Here is a 17,228-nt window from a genome sequence, read left to right as displayed (position 1 = left end):
CGGCCCGAAGAGTTGCGCCGGAAGCCGGTTTCGAGCAACACTGGGCGCGGTTGATTCGGATTGTTGACTCGGGAGTCGTTATGGCGCGGCAAGTAATCACCACTCTGATCGACGATCTGGACGGAAAGAAGGCGGACCGCACCGTAGAGTTCAGCCTGGACGGCATTGGCTACACGATCGACCTTTCCGAAGCCAATGCCGGGAAGCTCCGTAAGGCTCTTGACCCGTACATCAGCGCGGGCAACCGGATCGGTCGCAGCGCCACCCGGATCAGCTTGCGGCGGACCGTTCCCGGCCGCACCGCGAGCTCCCGCGACGAGAACCGGCTGATCCGCGAGTGGGCGCAGGCGAACGGCCACCAGATTTCCGAGCGCGGTCGCATTCCGCAGTCGGTGACCGACGCCTACCGCGCCGCCCACTAGTTAGTTTCCGGCTAGTTCCGGCAGGCGCTCCGCGACCTTTTCCAGGACCTTTTCGTCGCCCGCGTACCAGCTGGTGGCGCGTGGCCAATGGGTGATGGCGTCGGTGAAGCCCAGTGCCGCGGCGCGGCCGATCGCTTCGGTGAAGGCATCCACGCTGGTCATCGAATAGAGCGGCGACGAGTCCAGGTTCAGATAGCGCGGGATCGCGTCCAGCGGGCGGCCGGCGGCGGTCAGCGCTTCCTCGAAACGTCCGACGATGCCGGCCACCGCCTGCCACCACGACTCGAGATCGTCCGCCTGCGGGCCGGTGGTCACCCAGCCGTCGCCGTGCCGGGCGGCCAGCCGCAGCGCACGCGGACCGTTGGCCGCGACCACGAACGGCGGGCGCGGCTGCTGCAGCGGGCCGGGGATGCTGCGGGCGTCGACGGCGGTGTAGAACTCGCCGCGGTGCGTGGTGGCCGGGTTGGTCAGGATCGTGCCGAGCAGGTCGAGCCACTCCGTGAAGCGGTCCACCCGCCGGCGCGGGGTCAGCTCCGGCTCGCCGAAGACGGCCGAGTCGAAACCGGTGCCGCCCGCGCCCAGGCCGAGCAGCAGCCGGCCGCCGGAGATGTCGTCGAGCGCGGTCACCTCGCGGGCGAAGTGCACCGGATGCCGGAAGTTCGGTGAGGCCACGTAGGTGCCCAGCTTGATCCGGCTGGTCACGCCGGCGGCCGCGGTCAGGGTCGGGACCGCGTCGAACCACGGGCCGTCGACCAGGTCGCGCCAGCCCAGGTGGTCGTAGGTCCAGGCGTGGTCGAAGCCGTACTCCTCGGCGCGGCGCCACCGCTGGGCGGCGGCGGACCAGCGTTGGTCCGGGAGAATCACGATGCCGATGCGCATGACCGGCACGCTATCTCAGGCCGTCCGCAGGCCCCCGTCGGCACCGTCGCGATCGGTGGCCTTGGCGAACGCCTCCAGGGAACGGACGAGCTCCAGCCGCGCGGTGTCGGGCATCCGCTCGAGCACCTCGGCCAGCGCGGCGCGACGGCGCGCGCGCAACTCGTCCAGCAGCCGCCGGGCGGTCGGGGTCACCAGCAGCCGCACCTCGCGGCGGTCGCGCGGGTCGGGCAGCCGGCGCAGCAGGCCGTTGGCCTCGAGCCGGTCGCACAGCCGGCTCGCCGACGACGGCACGACCTCGAGCGCCTCGGCCAGTCGGCTCATATTGGTGTGCCGGTTGGCCGCGACGATGGTGAGCACGCGCAGCTGCGCCGGAGGAACGGCGGTGGCCTGCGCGTCCAGCAAGGACACGAGCGACTCGGCCGCCGATTCGACGGCCGCGGCATCATCAGTGACCCGGTCGTCCATGTCGGATATGTCCCTGTTCTGCGGTTCGTACTACGCGGTAGCGAGTTGCCCACTACCCCCGTGGCGCGTGGTTCATGCCAGAAGCCGTAGCCAATCCAAGCAGACAATCACAGCGTCGTCCTCCGGGTCGATACCCGCGTGGTAGTCACGCAGGCCCCGCAGGATCGTGCCGACCGCCTCGGACGGCGGTTGGAGGCGGGTCCGGCGCAGGGCCGTGAGCAGGGAAGATGCTCCGTATTCCGGGCGACCGCCGGGGGCCGCCGCATGCACGCCGTCACTCACCACGAGCAGCCGGTCACCCGGGTCCAGCTGGAACTTCTGGATCTCGTAACGCGTGTCGCCGAACATTCCGAGCGGAAGTTGCTGTTCGAGAGTGACCGGGCGGATGTCGCCGTTGCGGGCGATCATCGCCTTCGGCGAGCCGGCGTCCACCGCTTCGACCGTGCCGTCGGACAGGTCGATCTCGAGCAACAGGGTGGCGACGTGCGTGATGCCGCCGTGCCGGGAGTAGACCGCGTCCGAGGCCAGCTCGGCCTGCTCGACGATGTTGGCGCCGGAGCGACGGGCGTTACGCATGGCGTTGACCGCCACGGTGGTCAGCAGGGTCGACTCGAGCCCGTCGCCGTTGCCGTTGAGCACGGTGACGGTGAGCCGGTCGCCGGTGATCGCCCAGTCGTAGTGGTCGCCGTAGACCGCGTACGCCGGTTCCAGGGTGCCGGCCAGCCGGAAGCGCTCGCCGTCGAGCGAGCGGCCGGGCAGCATGTCCCACTGCAGCTCGGCGGCCATGGTCAGGCGCTGCTTGCGGCGTACCAGGTGGTAGCGGTCGGTGTCCCGGTCGGCGGTGCGCAGCGCCATCGCGAACTCGCTCGCGAGCGCCTCCAGCTCCGCGGTGAGCTCGTGGGTCGGCTCCGACCCGACCTCCAGGCGAAGCACGCCGAGCCGGTCGCCCCACACGGTCAGTGGAAGCAGCACCCGGGTCGCGCCGGGCCGGGTGTCGACCAGAGCCTGCTGGCTGCCGAAGCAGCGTTGTTCGAGCTGGCCGCCGTCCGGGCCGTCCCGGTCGATCGCGGGCCGTAGCGAGGACAGACTCAGATCGCTGAGCAGCACCTCGACGTCGGAGGCGGCGTAATGAGTGCGCAAGTGCTCGGCGATGGCCTCGGGAAGCCGGTCGGGTGGCGTGGCGCGGAGTAGCGCGCCCACTGCTGCGGGGCTGTCGGACACGCGATCTCCTTTCACGGTTGGCAATAGTTGCCGGAGAGCAAGCATGATAGGTGCTTGGTCCGGCGAGGGGATACCGAGGGTCTAGGCGAACGACTTCTCGAAATGGATCAAGCTGCCGCGTCGCGGGGCGGACTGCATCCGCACGTTCTCGGCGAGTGCTCTGATCAGGAAAAGACCGCGGCCGCGCTCGCTACCCGTCTCCGGTGGGCCGATCGACTCGGGGTCGAAGCCTTCGCCGTCGTCGACCACGTCGATCGTGCAACGGTCCTCGGCCACCTCGAGCAACACCTCGAACTTCTCGGTGCCGTTCGCGTGGTCGATCACGTTGGCGCACGCCTCGGTGATCGCGATCTCCAGATCGTCCCCGTGTTCCTGATCCACGTGCAGGACGGCGAGAGCGGAGCGCAGCAGCCGGCGCACGGCCGGCACACTGCCGGTCTCACGCGGAAGGTTCAGCCGGACTGTCATACGCATAGCTCTGGTGTGCCCGGCGGGCGGCCGGACTAATCGCGACCCGCTCATCCGGGTGCTCGGGAAAAACGTGTTATCCATGGACAGCTTGCGCGTCCCCCTTACGAACCTTTTTCAACCTGGCTTCGGGCCAGCGGTCGCGGCCCGTTGATCGGTGCGGGTGGTGCCGCCCTCGCCACGTTGAAAAGTTCGATGGTCGGCTCGCAGAACCCGGAGCCGCGGACAAGGACGAGAGGCAGGAACATGGCGGACCAACCCGACATTGCGACGGTCATCGCGGCCCGCGCCGGCGACCCGGCCGCGATCGACCGGCTCGTGGCGGGATACCTGCCGTTGGTCTACACGATCGTCGGCCGCGCCCTCGAGGGGCACGCGGACGTCGACGACGTGGTGCAGGAGGTCATGCTGCGGGTTCTGCGCAACCTGGGCGACCTGCGCGAGCCCGAGTCGTTCCGCTCCTGGCTGGTGGCGATCACCGTGCGCCAGGTGCGCGAGCGGTTCCGGTCGCGGCGCGGCGCGCCCGGCGCGCTTCTGCACGAGGACATCCGCGACCCCGGAGCCGACTTCACCGACCTGGCCATCACCCGTCTCGAGCTGTCCGGCCAGCGCCGGGAGACCGCCGAGGCGACCCGCTGGCTCGACGAGGAGAACCGGGAGCTGCTCTCGCTGTGGTGGCTGGAGGCCTCCGGCGAGCTGACCCGGGACGAGATCGTCGAGGCCACCGAGGTGAGCCGGCAGCACGCGGCGGTGCGGATCCAGCGGATGAAGGGCCAGTTGGAGACGGCCCGGGCCGTGGTGCGGGCGCTTGCCGCCCAGCCGGCCTGCCCGGAGCTGCGGCTGCTCACCGTGCCGTGGGACGGTCAGCCGGGGGCGCTGTGGCGCAAGCGGATCGCCCGCCACACCCGGGACTGCTCCTACTGCAGCCCCTCCTGGAACAACCTGGTCGCGGCCGAGCGGCTGCTGGCCGGCATGGCCCTCGTCCCGATCCCGGTGACGATGACCGGCAAGATCGTGGCGGCCAAGACGGTGGCCGGCGGCAGCGCCCACCTTGCCGCCAAGATCGGCTTCGGGGTCTCGCAGAAGGTGCTGACCGCCGCCCTGTCCACCGTCGCGGTGGCGGGCGCGGCCACCGCCGTCGTGGTCATCCGGCACGACCCGCCACCGGCGACCGCGGCCGTGCTCGCCACCCAGCCGGCCGCTCCACGGCGTACACCCGGCGCAAGCCCGGCCACGACGTCGCCGCCGGCGTCTCCCTCGCCGTCACCGTCGAAAACCTCGAAGAAGCCCGTCGTGATCACCGCGAAGGCGAGCAAGAAGAAGGGCGTCGGGGTCTGGAAGTTCACCGGGCTGAAAGACGCGCTCGCCGACGTCGGGGCCGGTTGGTACTACAACTGGGCGCCGAACAACAATGACGTGCCCGGGCCGGCCGGCGTGGAGTTCGTGCCGATGATCTGGGGCAAGGCCAACGTCACCGACGCGACGATCGCCCAGGCCAAGAAGGAAAGCGAGGGCGAACTGCTCGGCTTCAACGAGCCGGACATGGCCGGGCAGGCCAACATGAGCGTCGAGGACGCTTTGGCCGGGTGGCCCAAGCTGCAGGCGACCGGGTTGCGGCTGGGATCACCGGCGGTGGCGTACGGCGGGGACACCGCCGGCGGCTGGCTCGACCGTTTCATGACCGGCGCCAAGGACAAGGGCTACCGGGTCGACTTCATCACTCTCCACTGGTACGGAAGTGATTTCAGTGACGCCGCGGTCGATCAATTCCTGGGGTACGTCGATGCCGTGCACAAGCGCTACGGCAAGCCGATCTGGGTCACCGAATACGGCCTGATGAACTTCTCCGGCTCCCCGAAATACCCGTCCGACGCGCAGAAAGTCACGTTCATCAAGGGCAGCACCAAGGGCCTGCAGAGCCGGTCGTACGTCGAGCGCTACGCCTGGTTCGGTCTGCCGGCCGTCGGCGACAGCGTCGACTTCGGGCTCTACCAGGACGGGGATTCTCCGACGGCAGCGGGGCAGGCGTACAAAGCCGCGGGTTAGATTCGAGCCATGATTCGGTTCGGGTACAAGGCCTCGGCGGAGCAGTTCGCCCCGGCGGAACTCTTGAAATATGGCGTGCTGGCCGAGGAGTTGGGCTTCGACTCGGTCTTCACCTCCGATCACCTGCAGCCGTGGCGGCACGACGACGGGCACGCCCCGGCCGCCCTGCCGTGGCTCGGCGCCCTCGCCGCCCGCACCCAGCGGGTGCTGATCGGCACCAGCGTGCTGACGCCGACGTTCCGCTACCACCCGGCAGTGGTGGCGCAGGCGTTCGCCACGCTCGGCCTGCTGGCGCCGGGCCGGGTGGTGCTCGGCGTGGGCTCCGGCGAGTCGCTCAACGAGGTGCCGCTGGGCATCCCGTGGCCGGACGGCAAGGAGCGGTTCGCCCGGCTCAAGGAGGCGGTGCAGCTGATCCAGAAGTTGTGGCGCGAGGACCGGGTGACCTATGAGGGGCAGTTCTACAAGGTCGAGAACGCCACGATCTACGACAAGCCGGAGACGCCCCTCCCGATCTACATCGGCGCGTCCGGGCCGGCCGCCACCCGCCTGGCCGGCCGGATCGCCGACGGCTTCATCACCACCAGCGGCAAGGGCGCCGAGCTCTACACCGACACGCTGCTGCCGGCCGTGCGCGAGGGCGCGGAAAAGGCCGGCCGCACGATCGACGACCTGGACCTGCTGATCGAGGTCAAGGTGTCGTTCGACGAGGACATCGAGCGGGCGAAGAACGACACCCACTACTGGGGCGCGCTGGCGCTCACGCCGGACGAGAAGACCGGCGTGGAGGACCCGATCGAGATGCAGCGCCTGTCCGACGCGCTGCCGGTCGAGCGGACGATGACCCGTTGGATCTGCTCCTCCGACCCGGAGGAGCACGCGCTGCGGATCAGCGATTACCTCGACATGGGCTTCAAGCACCTGGTCTTCCACGCCCCCGGCCCCGACCAGGAGCGCTTCCTGCGGCTCTACTCCGAGCAGATCCTGCCGCAGCTGCGCAAGCGGGCGTAACGCGTCAGTTCTCGCGCGGGACCGGGCGCAGTCGTCCGCTCCCGCGCCGGGAACCGGTGCCCTCGCCGTTGATCAGGCGCAGTTCGGGTCGCTGGCGGATCTCCATGCGGCGGCGCTGGTCGCCCACCTCGCGCGACAGCGGCAGCATGGCCTTGGTCGGCGGCTGGAAGATCGGCGACTCGATCATGCGCGGGTTGACGTCGGTGCGACCCGGGGCCGAGGCGGCGGCGTCGGAGTAACCGGAGCGCCAGGCGTGTGGCTTGCCGTTGCCGATCGGCCGGGCCGACGTGTGCGGCACCGGGTTCTCGCCGGTCCGCCACAGGTCGCGGCCCGGCGTCGGGCGGCGGCGCGGCGGACCCCACAGCGGCTCGCCGGTCGGCTGGTGGTTGGTCTGCGGCCAGGTCGGCCACACCGGCACGGTCGTCGCCCCCGGATCGGCCGGCGCATCGACCGGTGGGGCGACATGCCGGCCACGGCGCATCCGGTACTCGGCGGAGATGACCTTGAGCCAGCGGCCCAGGCCGGCCCGTTCGGCGCGGCTCATCCGCGGATAGGCCACGCTGCCGACCTCGGCGACCCGCATGCCGCGGGCCCCCGGACGCAGCGCGAGCAGCGGCTGGATCTCCGGGCCGTCGCCCCAGGCGGCGGCGTGCCGGGCGGACGGGTCGGGCAGATCGAGACGTTCGATGGCGTCCCTCCAGAAGGCGGCGTAGCCGAATCCGGGATCGGTGCGCCGGGTGCCGAACAGGGCGTTCACCAGCCAGATCAGCAGCAGGTCGGCCCAGCGGCGGAACCGGCCGCCGGTAAGGTCCCGGCCGCCCGGGCAGTACCGCGAGCCGAGCGCGACGTCGGCGCCGCCGGTCAGCGCGGCCACGTAGCGAGGGATCTCGCCGGGGTCGGTGGAACCGTCGCCGTTCAGCGTCACCACGACGTCTCCGCTGCTGGCCGCGACCCCGCTGGCCAGCGCGTTGCCCGAGCCGGGCCGGCCGGGCCGGATCACCAGCGCATCGGGGCGGGCGGAGCGGACGGCCGCGGCGGTCTCGGCGACGGAGCCGTCGCTGACCACGATGACCTCATCGACGGCGGGCAGGCCGCGCAGCAGGAGCGGGAGGCCGCCGGGATCGCGCACCGGAATCACCACACTAACGGAGGGTGATGGTCGGCGGTAACGGCTCGTCGCTGGATCCCGCGGCGAAGGAGGCATGGCGGTGCTCCTCACGATGACTGCTGATCTTCGAAGCTACCGGTCGGCAACTGAACCGCAACTCCACGGTTCGGTGGAGACGGGCAACCCCGGGGACCGAACCGGACTCCCGAAATCCGGTAACGGAGGGTACGACGCACCTGCGCGGCTACTGTGCGTACGTGAGTCAGGTAGGGTTTGACTGTTACGGATCTATTCCGGAGGTTCGGCAGTGAAACTTGGCCTGCACATTTCGAACTTCACCTGGCCCGAGGGTGCGCCGCGGCTCGCCGCGGTTCTCGCCGACGTGGCTTCCGCGGCCGACGAGGCCGGCTTCGAGCGGATCAGCGTGATGGACCACGTCTGGCAGATCGGGGTGAACGGTCCGCCCGAGATGGACATGCTCGAGGCCTACACCGCCCTCGGCTTCATCGCCGCGCACACCAGCACCGCGAAGCTGCTCACCCTGGTCACCGGCGTCACCTACCGCGACCCGGGCCTGCTGGCCAAGGCGGTCACCACTCTCGATGTGCTCTCCGGCGGCCGGGCCATCCTCGGCATCGGCGCCGCCTGGAACGACGAGGAGTCGCGCGGCCTCGGCCTGTTCTTCCCGTCGACCAAGGAGCGGTTCGAGCGGCTCGAGGAGACGCTGCGGATCTGCCGGCAGATGTTCGACGGCGACGAGACCGCCTTCGACGGCACGCATTACCAGCTCGGGCGACTGCTCAACGTGCCGGCGCCGCTGGCGAAGCCACGACTGCCGATCCTGATCGGCGGCGGTGGCGAGAAGAAGACCCTGCTGCTGGTCGCGAAGTACGCGGACGCCACCAACCTGTTCCCCGGGCCGGACGTGCAGCACAAGCTCGACGTGCTCAAGCGGCACTGCGAGGCGGTCGGCCGCGACTACGACGAGATCGAGAAGACCGTCATGTACCGGTTCGACCTCGGCGCGCAGAAGGTCGGCGAGATCATCGAGGACCTCCGCGGCCTCGCGGCGATGGGCTTCACCGTCGGGCACGGCGGGATCCGCAACGTCTACGACACCAACCAGCTCGAGATCTTCCGGAAGGAGATCATCCCCGCGGTTGAGGCCCTATGAGCATCGCGGCGGTCGTGTTCGACCTCGACGGGGTCATCATCGACTCCGAGGAGGTGTGGGAGGAGGTCCGCCGCGGTTACGTGGCGGAGTTCGGCCGTTCCTTCCTCCCGGACAGCCAGGACCGGATGATGGGGATGAGCACCGGCGAGTGGTCCTCCCACCTGGCCGAGGAGGTCGGGGTGCCGCGCATCCCGGCCCAGGTCGCCGACGACGTGCTCGGCCGGATGGCGGCGCGTTACCGCGACGACCTGCCGCTCATCGAGGGCTCGGTCGAGGCGGTACGCCGCATCGCCTCGCACTTTCCGGTCGCGCTGGCCAGCTCGTCGGCTCGCATCCTCATCGACCAGGTGCTCGCCACCGCCGGCCTGACCGACGTGTTCCAGGTGACCTTGTCGACCGAGGAAGTGCTGCGCGGCAAGCCGCACCCGGACGTCTATCTCACCGCGGCCGAGAAGCTGGGTCTGGCCCCGGCGGTGTGCGCGGCGGTCGAGGACTCCAGCAACGGGCTGCGCTCGGCCGCCGCGGCCGGGCTCGCGGTGGTCGCCGTCCCGCACGGCATCTACCCGCCCGCCCCCGACGCGCTGGCGATGGCGAGCCTTGTCGTGCCGCGTTTGAGCGAGCTGACCGTGGAAGCCATCGATAGGCTCCGCTGATGGGGGTTTTTACATCGGCTGCTGGCACGGAACTGCACTATGAGCTTCGCGGCAGCGGGCCGCTGCTGATCTGTCATCCCGGCGGCCCTGGCCGGCCCGCGTCCTACCTGGACGCTCTGGGCGGGGTCGCGCACACCCTGGTGCTGCTCGACCCGCGCGGCACCGGCGAGTCGGAGCCGGCCGAGTCGTGCGCGTTCACCGACCTCGCCGACGACCTGGAACTGCTGCGGGTGCACCTGGGTGTCGAGCGTGTCGACGTGCTCGGTCACTCGGCGGGCGCCTGGCCGGTGCTCGCCTACGCCGCCCGGCACCCGTCCCGGGTGTCCCGGCTGGTGGTGCTCACCCCGTCGCGGGTGCCGATCGCGCACGGGGCCGACGAGCCCAGCCAGGACGAGCTGGTGAAGCGCTGGTTCGCCGCCGAGCCGTGGTACGCGACGGCGAAGACCGCCTGGGACGCCCAGGATTACGACCACGCGATGCCGATGATCTATGCGGCCGACACCCCGGCCGTGCGGGCGCACGCGGCCCGGCCGGAGGTGACCGCCGACTACTACGACGATTTCTGGTCGGCCGGTCTCGGCCCCGACGACCTGGCCGGGGTCGGCGTGCCGGTGACGATCATCGCGGCCGACCGGGACGTGGTGACCGGCCTGGCCGCGCCGCATGTGCTGGCCGACTGGCTGCCGAACGCCGCGATCATCTGGCTGCCCGACACCGGCCACTTCCCGTGGGTCACTCACCCCTCGTTGACCCGCGCGGCGATCGACGAGGCACTGGTCTCGTAGGGCGGCAGCTCGATGTTGGTGCTCCGGTCGCCAGCGATCTTGAAGGTCATGTCGAGGAACCACTTGCGGTTGTTGAAGTAGTTCCGCAGCCCGATGCCGGTGGCCGACTTCGGCGCCAGGAACATGCCGGTGGTGTCGCCGCCCTTCTGGGTGCCCCGGGCGAACTTGCCGATCCGCTTCTCGTACGCCGGGAACGCCACCCGGTGGTCGCCGCCGGCCGCGGCCAGCTCGCCGGCCAGCACGTACGCCGAGACGAGCGCCGTGCCGTTGCCCTGCCCGCCGATCGTGGCGCCACAGGCGGCATCGCCGACCAGCGCGACGCGGCCCTTCGTCCAGGACGGATTGTCGACCCGGCAGATCGCGTCGAACCAGAAGTCCTCGGCGGTGTCGAGCCGCTCCAGCAGGCACGGGGCCAGCCAGCCCATGCCGGCGAACCGGTCGCGCACGATCTGCTGCATCGCACTGCGGTCGCGCCGGTCGTAATCCAGCGCGGGGGAGCGGAAGACCGCGAACGCGCTCGCCCGCCCCGGGTCACGGTGGTCGCCGCAGACGCTGAGCATCCGGCCGGGCAGGTTGTGCAGCAGGCTGTCGTGGCCGAGGCCCCACTCGTTGGGCACGTCCCAGCCGGCCACGTAATAGCCGAGGTGCTTGACGAACTGCTCCTCCGGCCCGAACGCCAGCCGCCGCACCCCGGAGTGCACGCCGTCGGCGCCGACGACCAGGTCGAAGCGGCGCTGAAGACCGCTCGCGAACGTGACATCCACCCCGTCGGCGGAGGAGGTCATCGCAGTGATCTTGTCGCCGAACAGGTATTGCGTGCCCTCGGCGGCGGAACACAGGATGCGGGCCAGGTCGCCGCGCTGCACCTCGATGTCGCCGCCGGCCAGCCCGGCGGGCCACTCCATCAGCTTCCGGCCGTCGGCGTCGACGAACCGCATCGCGTTGCCGCCGGTCTGCGCCGCACGCAGCGCCGGCAGCACGCCCATCTTGTCGAGCAGACCCATGTGCAGCGGGCCGCGGAAGTCGACCGCGTTGCCGCCGGTGCGCAGGCTCGGCGCCACCTCGACGATGGTCGGCCGGAAGCCGAAACGACCGAGCCAGTAGGCGAGTGCGGGCCCGGCGATGCTGGCGCCCGAAATGAGAATCTCCATTACTGTGTCCTCCGTAAGCAGTTATTTCTGTGTACGGTAGACGCAGTTGACGAGGAGGGCAAGATGTTTCTCTGGGACGAGCGGCCCAAGCCGACGCGAGGGCCGAAGCCGGCGCTGACGCTCGACCAGATCGCCGACGCCGCGATCGCGATCGCCGACGCCGAGGGCCTGGCGGCCGTCTCGATGCAGCGGGTGGCGACCGATCTCGGCTACACGAAGATGTCCCTCTACCGCTATCTGCCGGGCAAGGCCGAGATGGTCGCGGCCATGCTGGAGCGGGGAATCGGCCCGGCGCCCGATTTATCCGGGCAGGACTGGCGCGCGGGCTTGAAGGCCTGGGCCACGGCCCTCATGTCACGATATTTCGAACACGCTTGGACCATCGAGGCCTCCACCGGCGACCGCCCGATCGGGCCCAGCGAACTGAGCTGGATGGAGGCGGCGCTCCAGGTGCTCCCCACGGGGCTGACCGGCGCCGAGCGGCTGGACACGGTCGCCACCGTCGCCGGCCACGTGCGCGCCCTGGCCGGCCAGGGCGGCGGCGAGAGTCAGCTCACCGAGGCGATGGGTCTGGTGCTGCGCGAGCACGCCGAGCGCTTCCCGGCGGTCGCCGCGGCCCTCTCCGACACGGCCGCGAGCGGCGGCGCCGACCAGGCTTTCACCTTCGGGCTCGACCGCATTCTGGACGGGCTCGAGGTGCTGCTGAGACGGCGGGTGTGAAAGAGATTCATTTGGGGTAACCGAGGCCGACTCAGCCTTGGAGGTGGCCCGTGGTAATCGCGGCGAGCGGTTTAAGACTCGACCTCGACATCTTCGATTACCTGATCCTCGCGCTGTACTTCATCACCGTCCTGGGCATCGGTTTCGCGGCCCGCGCGGCGATCAAGACAAGCGCCGACTTCTTTCTCTCCGGCCGCTCGATGCCGGCCTGGGTGACTGGTCTCGCCTTCGTCTCGGCGAACCTCGGCGCCCTGGAGATCCTCGGAATGGCCGCCAACGGCGCCCAGTACGGTCTGATGACCCTGCACTACTACTGGATCGGCGCGGTTCCCGCGATGGTCTTCCTGGGCATCGTGATGATGCCCTTCTACTACGGCTCGAAGGTGCGCAGCGTCCCCGAGTTCCTGCGGCGCCGCTTCAACAACAGCACGCACCTGTTCAACGCGATCAGCTTCGCGGTCGCCCAAATGTTGATCGCCGGCGTCAACCTGTTCGCGCTCGCCCTGATCCTGCAGGCGCTGCTCGGCTGGCCGCTGTGGCTGTCCATCGCCATCGGCGCGGCGATCGTGCTCATCTACATCACGGTCGGCGGCCTCTCGTCGGCGATCTACAACGAGGTGCTCCAGTTCTTCGTGATCCTCGCCGGGCTCATCCCGATCACCATCGTCGGCCTGGTCAAGGTCGGCGGCGTGGACGGCCTGGTCGACAAGGTCAAGCAGACCAAACTCGGCGACGCCGCCCTGCACACCTGGGCGAACACCGGGAGCAGCGGCAACCCGCTCGGCGCCAACTGGATCGGCATCATCTTCGGGCTCGGCTTCGTGCTGTCGTTCGGCTACTGGACGACCAACTTCGCCGAGGTGCAGCGGGCGCTGTCGGCCAAGAACATGAACGCCGCCCGGCGGACCCCGATCATCGGCGCCTTCCCGAAGCTGCTGATCCCGGTCGTCACCGTGGTCCCCGGCCTGATCGCGCTGGTCACCGTGCAGGGGCTGGGCGCCGACAAGGGCGAGCTGACCTACAACAACGCGATCCCGCTGCTGATGCGCGACCTGCTGCCGAACGGCGTGCTGGGCGTTGCGGTCACCGGCCTGCTGGCGAGCTTCATGGCGGGCATGGCGGCCAACGTCTCCGGCTTCAACACCGTCTTCACGTACGACATCTGGCAGTCCTACATCCGCAAGGACCGCGACGACGCCTATTACCTGAAGGTCGGGCGGATCGCCACGATCGGCGGGGTGGTCGTCGGCATCGGCACCGCGTTCATCGCGGCCGGCTTCAACAACATCATGAACTACATCCAGGCGCTGTTCTCGCTGTTCAACGCGCCGCTGTTCGCCACCTTCATCGTCGGCATGTTCTGGAAGAAGATGTCGTCCTGGGCCGGCTTCTGGTCCCTGGCGCTCGGCACCCTGTCCGCGCTCACGCTCTACCTGCTCTACCTGGGCGACGTGGTCAAGTTCAACTCCGACCTGGAGGAGAGCTTCTGGGGCGCGGGCCTCGCGTTCGTGACTGCGGTCGTGGTGGCGCTCGTCGTCACCCAGTTCACCCCCTCGAAACCCGAGAACGAACTGCAGGGCCTGGTGTACGGCATGGCCGGTGACGGCACCTCGGCCGAGGCGATCATCGCCGGCGAGAAGGTCTGGTGGCGTAACCCGGTGTTGCTCGGCGCGATCGCCGTCGTGCTGGCCCTGGTCCTCTACATCCCGTTCTGGTAAAGGAGGTCCGACATGACCGACGAATCGCGGACCAGCAAGGCAGCCCGGCTCTTCGACGTACGGCGGGTGATCGGTGGCCTGTTCGTCGTCTACGGGGTGATCGTCACGCTGCTCGGCCTGTTCGACTCGAAGGCGGAGATCGACAAGGCGCAGGGCGTGCGGATCAACCTCTGGATGGGCATCGCGATGCTCGTTCTGGGCCTGCTCATGTTGCTGTGGTTGAGATTGAGCCCACCCGAGACCCCGGAAGAACCGCCCGAAACGGATAACGCGGGCCACTGATGGTCGCGGCGGTGCCGGCCGGGTGCGATCCGGTTGCACAGCTTCCTCATATCTTCGAGTCGGGCCCCTCACCGTCCGATACACAGGGCATGGAACCCCTCGCAGCAGTCAGCTACGCCTCCTCCGGCGGTGGCCGCACCGCCGGCTGGCAGGCTCAGGTGAGAATCGACTACGCCATCAACCGGGTCGCGCAGACCCACCGCGGTCAATCCGAGGACCAGGTGGCGCAGGCCATTCACGATCAGCTCCGAGCCATCGGAGTGGTGCCGAACGGACGCAAGGTCGCCCAGTACGCCACGGCGATCTCCGCGCTTCCCCAACTACCACCGAAATAGCAATGAGCGAGTCGTGGCCCGGTCACCGTTGACCGGGCCACGCTTATCCGGCGGCGAAGCGCAGGATCCGGTCGTCGCCCGACTTGGGGTCGCCCCGGCCGTCCCGGTTCGAGGTGGTCAGCCACAGCGCGCCGTCCGGTGCGACCGCCACCGTGCGTAGCCGGCCGTACTTACCGGTCAGCTCCGCCTTCGGGTCGCCGCCACCGAGCGGCACCGTCCACAACCGCTCGCCCTTGAGCCCGGCCACGTAGAGCGTGTCGCCGGCGATCGCCGCCCCCGACGGCGACGCGTCGTCGGTGCGCCACTGCACGATCGGGTTGACGAAGCGCGAGTCGTCCGCCTTGCCCTCGACGGTCGGCCAGCCGTAGTTCTTGCCCGGCTCGATGACGTTCACCTCGTCCCAGGTGTCCTGGCCGAACTCGATGCCGTACATCTTCTGGTCCGCGTCCCAGGCCATGCCCTGCACGTTGCGGTGCCCCATGCTCCACACCGGGGAGCCCGCCGTGGGGTTGCCCGGCGCCGGCTTGCCGTCGGTGGTCAGCCGCAGGATCTTGCCGTTGACGTCCTTCGGGTCCTGCGACTCCGCGCCGTCCCCCGCGTCGCCGGTGCCGACGTAGAGCATCCCGTCCGGCCCGAACGCGAGCCGCCCGCCGTTGTGCCGGCCACCCTTGGTGATGCCCTCGAAGATCACCTGCGGTGACTTGTCGTCGAGCGTGAACTTCACGATCCGGTTGTCCTTGGCCGCCGTGACGTAGGCGTACACCAATTTGTTCTCGGCATAGGCCGGGTCGACCGCCAGCCCGAGCAGACCGCCCTCGCCGCCGGAATCGACGCCCGGCATCTCATAGACCTTCTCCGGGTCGCCGCCACCGACCGGGATCTGCCGGATGTCGCCCTGGTCGCGCTCGCTGACCAGCGCGCCGCCGTCCGGCAGGAAGGCGAGGCCCCACGGCACCTCGAGCCCGGTCACCAGCGTCTGCGGGTTCGAAAGATCGGGTTCGGCGGGCGCGGCGGCGGAGGCCGGCGGCGCGGCCGCGGAGGGCACGGTGCTCTCCGCCCGCGGAGTCTGTTCCGCCGAGCTGCAGGCGGTCAGGGCGGCGACGCCGGCGGTGGCGAGCAGAAGACGCGTTCGCATCGCTCAACCGTGCCACGCTCCGGCGAACTTCACCCGTTTCCCGGATCCACGATCAAGATCCGTTTCAAGATGGGGCCGCGCGGTGCGGCAGCCGGGCAGGGCGGAGAAACACGCGGTGCGAGCTCTAGCGGCGGCGGTCACGGTCACAACCTTGCTTTTGTACGGCGTGAGCCCGGCCCAGGCGCAGGTTCCCACCACCGGCAAGATCGTCTGGGCGGCGTGTCCCGAGGATGCCAAGGTCCAATGCGGTGAGATGAACGTGCCCGCCGACTGGTCGAATCCGGCCGGCCCGACCGTGATGCTGACCGTCGCCCGGCGCCCCGCCCTCGACCCGGCGCACCGGATCGGCGTGCTGATGATCAACCCGGGTGGCCCCGGCGGGTCCGCGGTGGACTTCACCTTCGACGCCACCACGTTCTTCGGCGAGCAGGTGCGCAAGCAGTTCGACATCGTCGGGATGGACCCGCGTGGGGTCGGCCGCAGCAGCCCGGTGCTCTGCTCCCAGGACCTGATCGACGCCAAGCCGTCCCCGCTGGTGGAGACCCCTCAGCAGTACGCCGCCCTGATCGATTACAACCGCAGGCTGGCCGCCGACTGCGCGTCCCGCTCCGGCCCGGTCTTCCCGCACGTCGACACCGGCAGCGTGGTCCGGGACATGGACGCGGTGCGGGCCGCCCTGGGCGAGGAGAAGATCAGCTTCTACGGCGCGTCCTACGGATCGCTGATGGGGGAGGAGTACGCCGAGCGCTATCCGACCCGGCTCCGTGCGCTCGCGCTGGACGGCGTGATGGACCACACCCCGAACGTCGGCACGTTCCTGGTCCAGGAGACCGACGCGGCCCAGGACGCGTTCCGCGAGTTCGTGGCCTGGTGCGCCCGGGACACCAAGTGCATCCTGCACGGCCGGGACGTCGACCAGATCTGGGCCGGGCTGATGGCCCGGGCGCGGGCCGGGACCCTGCAGAACCCGTACGACCTGCCGGAGAAGCTCGACCCGGCCGGCCTGGCGCACGCCGCGTTCTCGGCCTTCTACGAGCCGCAGTGGTACTCGTTCGCCTACTACCTCAAGGACGCGGCCGGGCTGAAGATCAATGGGCTGAAGATCAATGGGCTGAAGATCAATGGGCTCAAGATCCAGGCGAGGAGCGCGCCGCCGGCCGACATCAAGGACCACAGCTTCCCGGCGGTGATCTGCTCGGACTGGTACCTGCCGATCACCGGCTTCCCCGACCTGCACCGGCGGCTGTCGATCCTGGCGGCGCGCGCCCCGCAGATGCTCGGCTCGCCGCTCGCGCTGGCGGCCACGGCCGGGTGCCTGGGCTGGCCGAACCCGCCGGCGAACCCGCAGCACCAGCTCGTCCCGCCGGCCGGGCTGCCGCCGATCCTGCTGGTCGGGACGCGGCACGACCCGGCCACCGCCTACGTCTGGGCGCAGCGGATGGCCCAGCAGTTCGGCCCGGTGGCGAGCCTGCTCACCTACGAGGGCTGGGGGCACGTCGTCTACAACCGGAGCAAGTGTGTCGCCGCGGCCACCGACCGGTACCTGATCTCGCTGACCCGGCCGGTCGCCGGCGCGTCCTGCCCGCCGGTGGAACCCCAGCCGTTCGGCGTCGGCTGACCCCCGGAGTATTGTTAGCCTGGCTAACTACCTGATCTGT

General features: G+C 69.8%; 18 protein-coding genes. 11 read left to right on the top strand and 7 right to left on the bottom strand.

What is annotated here, in order from left to right; translation table 11 throughout:
* Positions 1-80 precede the first annotated feature (80 nt).
* On the top strand, positions 81-422 hold the full coding sequence (locus AB0E90_RS27945) for an Lsr2 family protein (RefSeq protein ID WP_360411882.1): 342 nt from the start codon (positions 81-83) through the stop codon (positions 420-422).
* On the opposite strand, the gene AB0E90_RS27940 is transcribed toward AB0E90_RS27945, so the two are convergent.
* From AB0E90_RS27940 to AB0E90_RS27925, 4 genes are all read right to left on the bottom strand, one after another.
* Positions 423-1,301 (bottom strand): LLM class flavin-dependent oxidoreductase, encoded by an 879-nt coding sequence (locus tag AB0E90_RS27940; protein WP_360411879.1) that lies wholly within the window; start codon positions 1,299-1,301, stop codon positions 423-425.
* A 15-nt stretch (positions 1,302-1,316) separates the two neighbouring features.
* Positions 1,317-1,766: a MarR family winged helix-turn-helix transcriptional regulator gene (locus AB0E90_RS27935; RefSeq protein ID WP_360411876.1), complete on the bottom strand. Its 450-nt coding sequence runs from the start codon at positions 1,764-1,766 to the stop codon at positions 1,317-1,319.
* Between the two features lie 72 nt (positions 1,767-1,838).
* Positions 1,839-2,987, bottom strand: a complete 1,149-nt coding sequence (locus tag AB0E90_RS27930) for a PP2C family protein-serine/threonine phosphatase (RefSeq protein WP_360411873.1) — start codon at positions 2,985-2,987, stop codon at positions 1,839-1,841.
* A gap of 81 nt (positions 2,988-3,068) precedes the next feature.
* Positions 3,069-3,455 carry an ATP-binding protein gene (locus tag AB0E90_RS27925; protein ID WP_360411870.1) on the bottom strand — a complete coding sequence of 129 codons (387 nt, stop codon included), beginning with the start codon at positions 3,453-3,455 and terminating at the stop codon, positions 3,069-3,071.
* Between the two features lie 246 nt (positions 3,456-3,701).
* Between AB0E90_RS27925 and AB0E90_RS27920 the strand changes: the two genes are divergently transcribed.
* On the top strand, positions 3,702-5,501 hold the full coding sequence (locus AB0E90_RS27920) for a sigma-70 family RNA polymerase sigma factor (RefSeq protein ID WP_360411867.1): 1,800 nt from the start codon (positions 3,702-3,704) through the stop codon (positions 5,499-5,501).
* Between the two features lie 9 nt (positions 5,502-5,510).
* Positions 5,511-6,509, top strand: coding sequence for a glucose-6-phosphate dehydrogenase (coenzyme-F420) (gene fgd / locus AB0E90_RS27915; protein ID WP_360411864.1), 999 nt, complete (start codon positions 5,511-5,513; stop codon positions 6,507-6,509).
* 4 nt (positions 6,510-6,513) lie between these two features.
* Here fgd and AB0E90_RS27910 read toward each other — a convergent pair whose 3' ends face one another.
* Positions 6,514-7,638, bottom strand: a complete 1,125-nt coding sequence (locus AB0E90_RS27910) for a glycosyltransferase family 2 protein (protein ID WP_360411861.1) — start codon at positions 7,636-7,638, stop codon at positions 6,514-6,516.
* 286 nt (positions 7,639-7,924) lie between these two features.
* On the opposite strand from AB0E90_RS27910, the gene AB0E90_RS27905 reads away from it, so the two are divergent.
* Genes AB0E90_RS27905 through AB0E90_RS27895 form a run of 3 tightly spaced genes read left to right on the top strand, consistent with a single transcriptional unit; the run spans position 7,925 to position 10,229 of the window.
* Positions 7,925-8,791, top strand: a complete 867-nt coding sequence (locus AB0E90_RS27905; protein WP_360411858.1) for an LLM class F420-dependent oxidoreductase — start codon at positions 7,925-7,927, stop codon at positions 8,789-8,791.
* On the top strand, positions 8,788-9,444 hold the full coding sequence (locus AB0E90_RS27900) for an HAD family phosphatase (RefSeq protein ID WP_360411855.1): 657 nt from the start codon (positions 8,788-8,790) through the stop codon (positions 9,442-9,444). Before AB0E90_RS27905 ends, AB0E90_RS27900 begins: the two co-directional genes overlap by 4 nt.
* Entirely contained in the window at positions 9,444-10,229 is a 786-nt protein-coding gene (locus AB0E90_RS27895; RefSeq protein WP_360411852.1) for an alpha/beta hydrolase, read from the top strand. The genes AB0E90_RS27900 and AB0E90_RS27895 overlap by 1 nt, the downstream gene beginning before the upstream one ends.
* Here the strand turns inward: AB0E90_RS27895 and AB0E90_RS27890 are convergent.
* Positions 10,181-11,380 (bottom strand): FAD-dependent monooxygenase, encoded by a 1,200-nt coding sequence (locus AB0E90_RS27890; protein ID WP_360411849.1) that lies wholly within the window; start codon positions 11,378-11,380, stop codon positions 10,181-10,183. The two genes, AB0E90_RS27895 and AB0E90_RS27890, sit on opposite strands and share 49 nt — an antisense overlap.
* A 63-nt stretch (positions 11,381-11,443) precedes the next feature.
* On the opposite strand from AB0E90_RS27890, the gene AB0E90_RS27885 reads away from it, so the two are divergent.
* The 4 genes from AB0E90_RS27885 to AB0E90_RS27870 all read left to right on the top strand — a co-directional run bounded on the left by AB0E90_RS27885 (position 11,444) and on the right by AB0E90_RS27870 (position 14,435).
* Complete coding sequence (locus tag AB0E90_RS27885; protein WP_360411846.1) at positions 11,444-12,100, top strand: TetR/AcrR family transcriptional regulator C-terminal domain-containing protein; 657 nt, start codon at positions 11,444-11,446, stop codon at positions 12,098-12,100.
* Between the two features lie 56 nt (positions 12,101-12,156).
* Entirely contained in the window at positions 12,157-13,818 is a 1,662-nt protein-coding gene (locus tag AB0E90_RS27880; protein WP_360412543.1) for a sodium:solute symporter family protein, read from the top strand.
* Positions 13,819-13,830: 12 nt separating this feature from the next.
* Complete coding sequence (locus AB0E90_RS27875) at positions 13,831-14,100, top strand: hypothetical protein (RefSeq protein ID WP_360411843.1); 270 nt, start codon at positions 13,831-13,833, stop codon at positions 14,098-14,100.
* Positions 14,101-14,189: 89 nt separating this feature from the next.
* Complete coding sequence (locus tag AB0E90_RS27870; protein WP_360411840.1) at positions 14,190-14,435, top strand: hypothetical protein; 246 nt, start codon at positions 14,190-14,192, stop codon at positions 14,433-14,435.
* Positions 14,436-14,478: 43 nt separating this feature from the next.
* On the opposite strand, the gene AB0E90_RS27865 is transcribed toward AB0E90_RS27870, so the two are convergent.
* Positions 14,479-15,570 carry a PQQ-dependent sugar dehydrogenase gene (locus tag AB0E90_RS27865; RefSeq protein WP_360411837.1) on the bottom strand — a complete coding sequence of 364 codons (1,092 nt, stop codon included), beginning with the start codon at positions 15,568-15,570 and terminating at the stop codon, positions 14,479-14,481.
* A 151-nt stretch (positions 15,571-15,721) separates the two neighbouring features.
* Between AB0E90_RS27865 and AB0E90_RS27860 the strand changes: the two genes are divergently transcribed.
* Positions 15,722-17,188 (top strand): alpha/beta hydrolase, encoded by a 1,467-nt coding sequence (locus tag AB0E90_RS27860; RefSeq protein ID WP_360411834.1) that lies wholly within the window; start codon positions 15,722-15,724, stop codon positions 17,186-17,188.
* Positions 17,189-17,228: the final 40 nt, after the last annotated feature.

It is taken from the genome of Actinoplanes sp. NPDC026619, from assembly GCF_040638295.1.
In the GTDB taxonomy this organism is placed as follows: Bacteria; Actinomycetota; Actinomycetes; order Mycobacteriales; family Micromonosporaceae; genus Actinoplanes.
Note: the sequence above shows the minus strand (reverse complement) of the source record. Positions and strands in the feature narration are given on the sequence as shown.

Bases quoted from the DNA above. Each gene is read 5' to 3' on its own strand.
- AB0E90_RS27945 (WP_360411882.1), top strand. From the start codon at position 81: ATGGCGCGGCAAGTAATCACCACTCTGATCGACGATCTGGACGGAAAG.
- AB0E90_RS27940 (WP_360411879.1), bottom strand. From the start codon at position 1,301: ATGCGCATCGGCATCGTGATTCTCCCGGACCAACGCTGGTCCGCCGCC.
- AB0E90_RS27935 (WP_360411876.1), bottom strand. From the start codon at position 1,766: ATGGACGACCGGGTCACTGATGATGCCGCGGCCGTCGAATCGGCGGCC.
- AB0E90_RS27925 (WP_360411870.1), bottom strand. From the start codon at position 3,455: ATGACAGTCCGGCTGAACCTTCCGCGTGAGACCGGCAGTGTGCCGGCC.
- AB0E90_RS27920 (WP_360411867.1), top strand. From the start codon at position 3,702: ATGGCGGACCAACCCGACATTGCGACGGTCATCGCGGCCCGCGCCGGC.
- fgd (WP_360411864.1), top strand. From the start codon at position 5,511: ATGATTCGGTTCGGGTACAAGGCCTCGGCGGAGCAGTTCGCCCCGGCG.
- AB0E90_RS27900 (WP_360411855.1), top strand. From the start codon at position 8,788: ATGAGCATCGCGGCGGTCGTGTTCGACCTCGACGGGGTCATCATCGAC.
- AB0E90_RS27895 (WP_360411852.1), top strand. From the start codon at position 9,444: ATGGGGGTTTTTACATCGGCTGCTGGCACGGAACTGCACTATGAGCTT.
- AB0E90_RS27890 (WP_360411849.1), bottom strand. From the start codon at position 11,380: ATGGAGATTCTCATTTCGGGCGCCAGCATCGCCGGGCCCGCACTCGCC.
- AB0E90_RS27885 (WP_360411846.1), top strand. From the start codon at position 11,444: ATGTTTCTCTGGGACGAGCGGCCCAAGCCGACGCGAGGGCCGAAGCCG.
- AB0E90_RS27875 (WP_360411843.1), top strand. From the start codon at position 13,831: ATGACCGACGAATCGCGGACCAGCAAGGCAGCCCGGCTCTTCGACGTA.
- AB0E90_RS27870 (WP_360411840.1), top strand. From the start codon at position 14,190: ATGGAACCCCTCGCAGCAGTCAGCTACGCCTCCTCCGGCGGTGGCCGC.
- AB0E90_RS27865 (WP_360411837.1), bottom strand. From the start codon at position 15,570: ATGCGAACGCGTCTTCTGCTCGCCACCGCCGGCGTCGCCGCCCTGACC.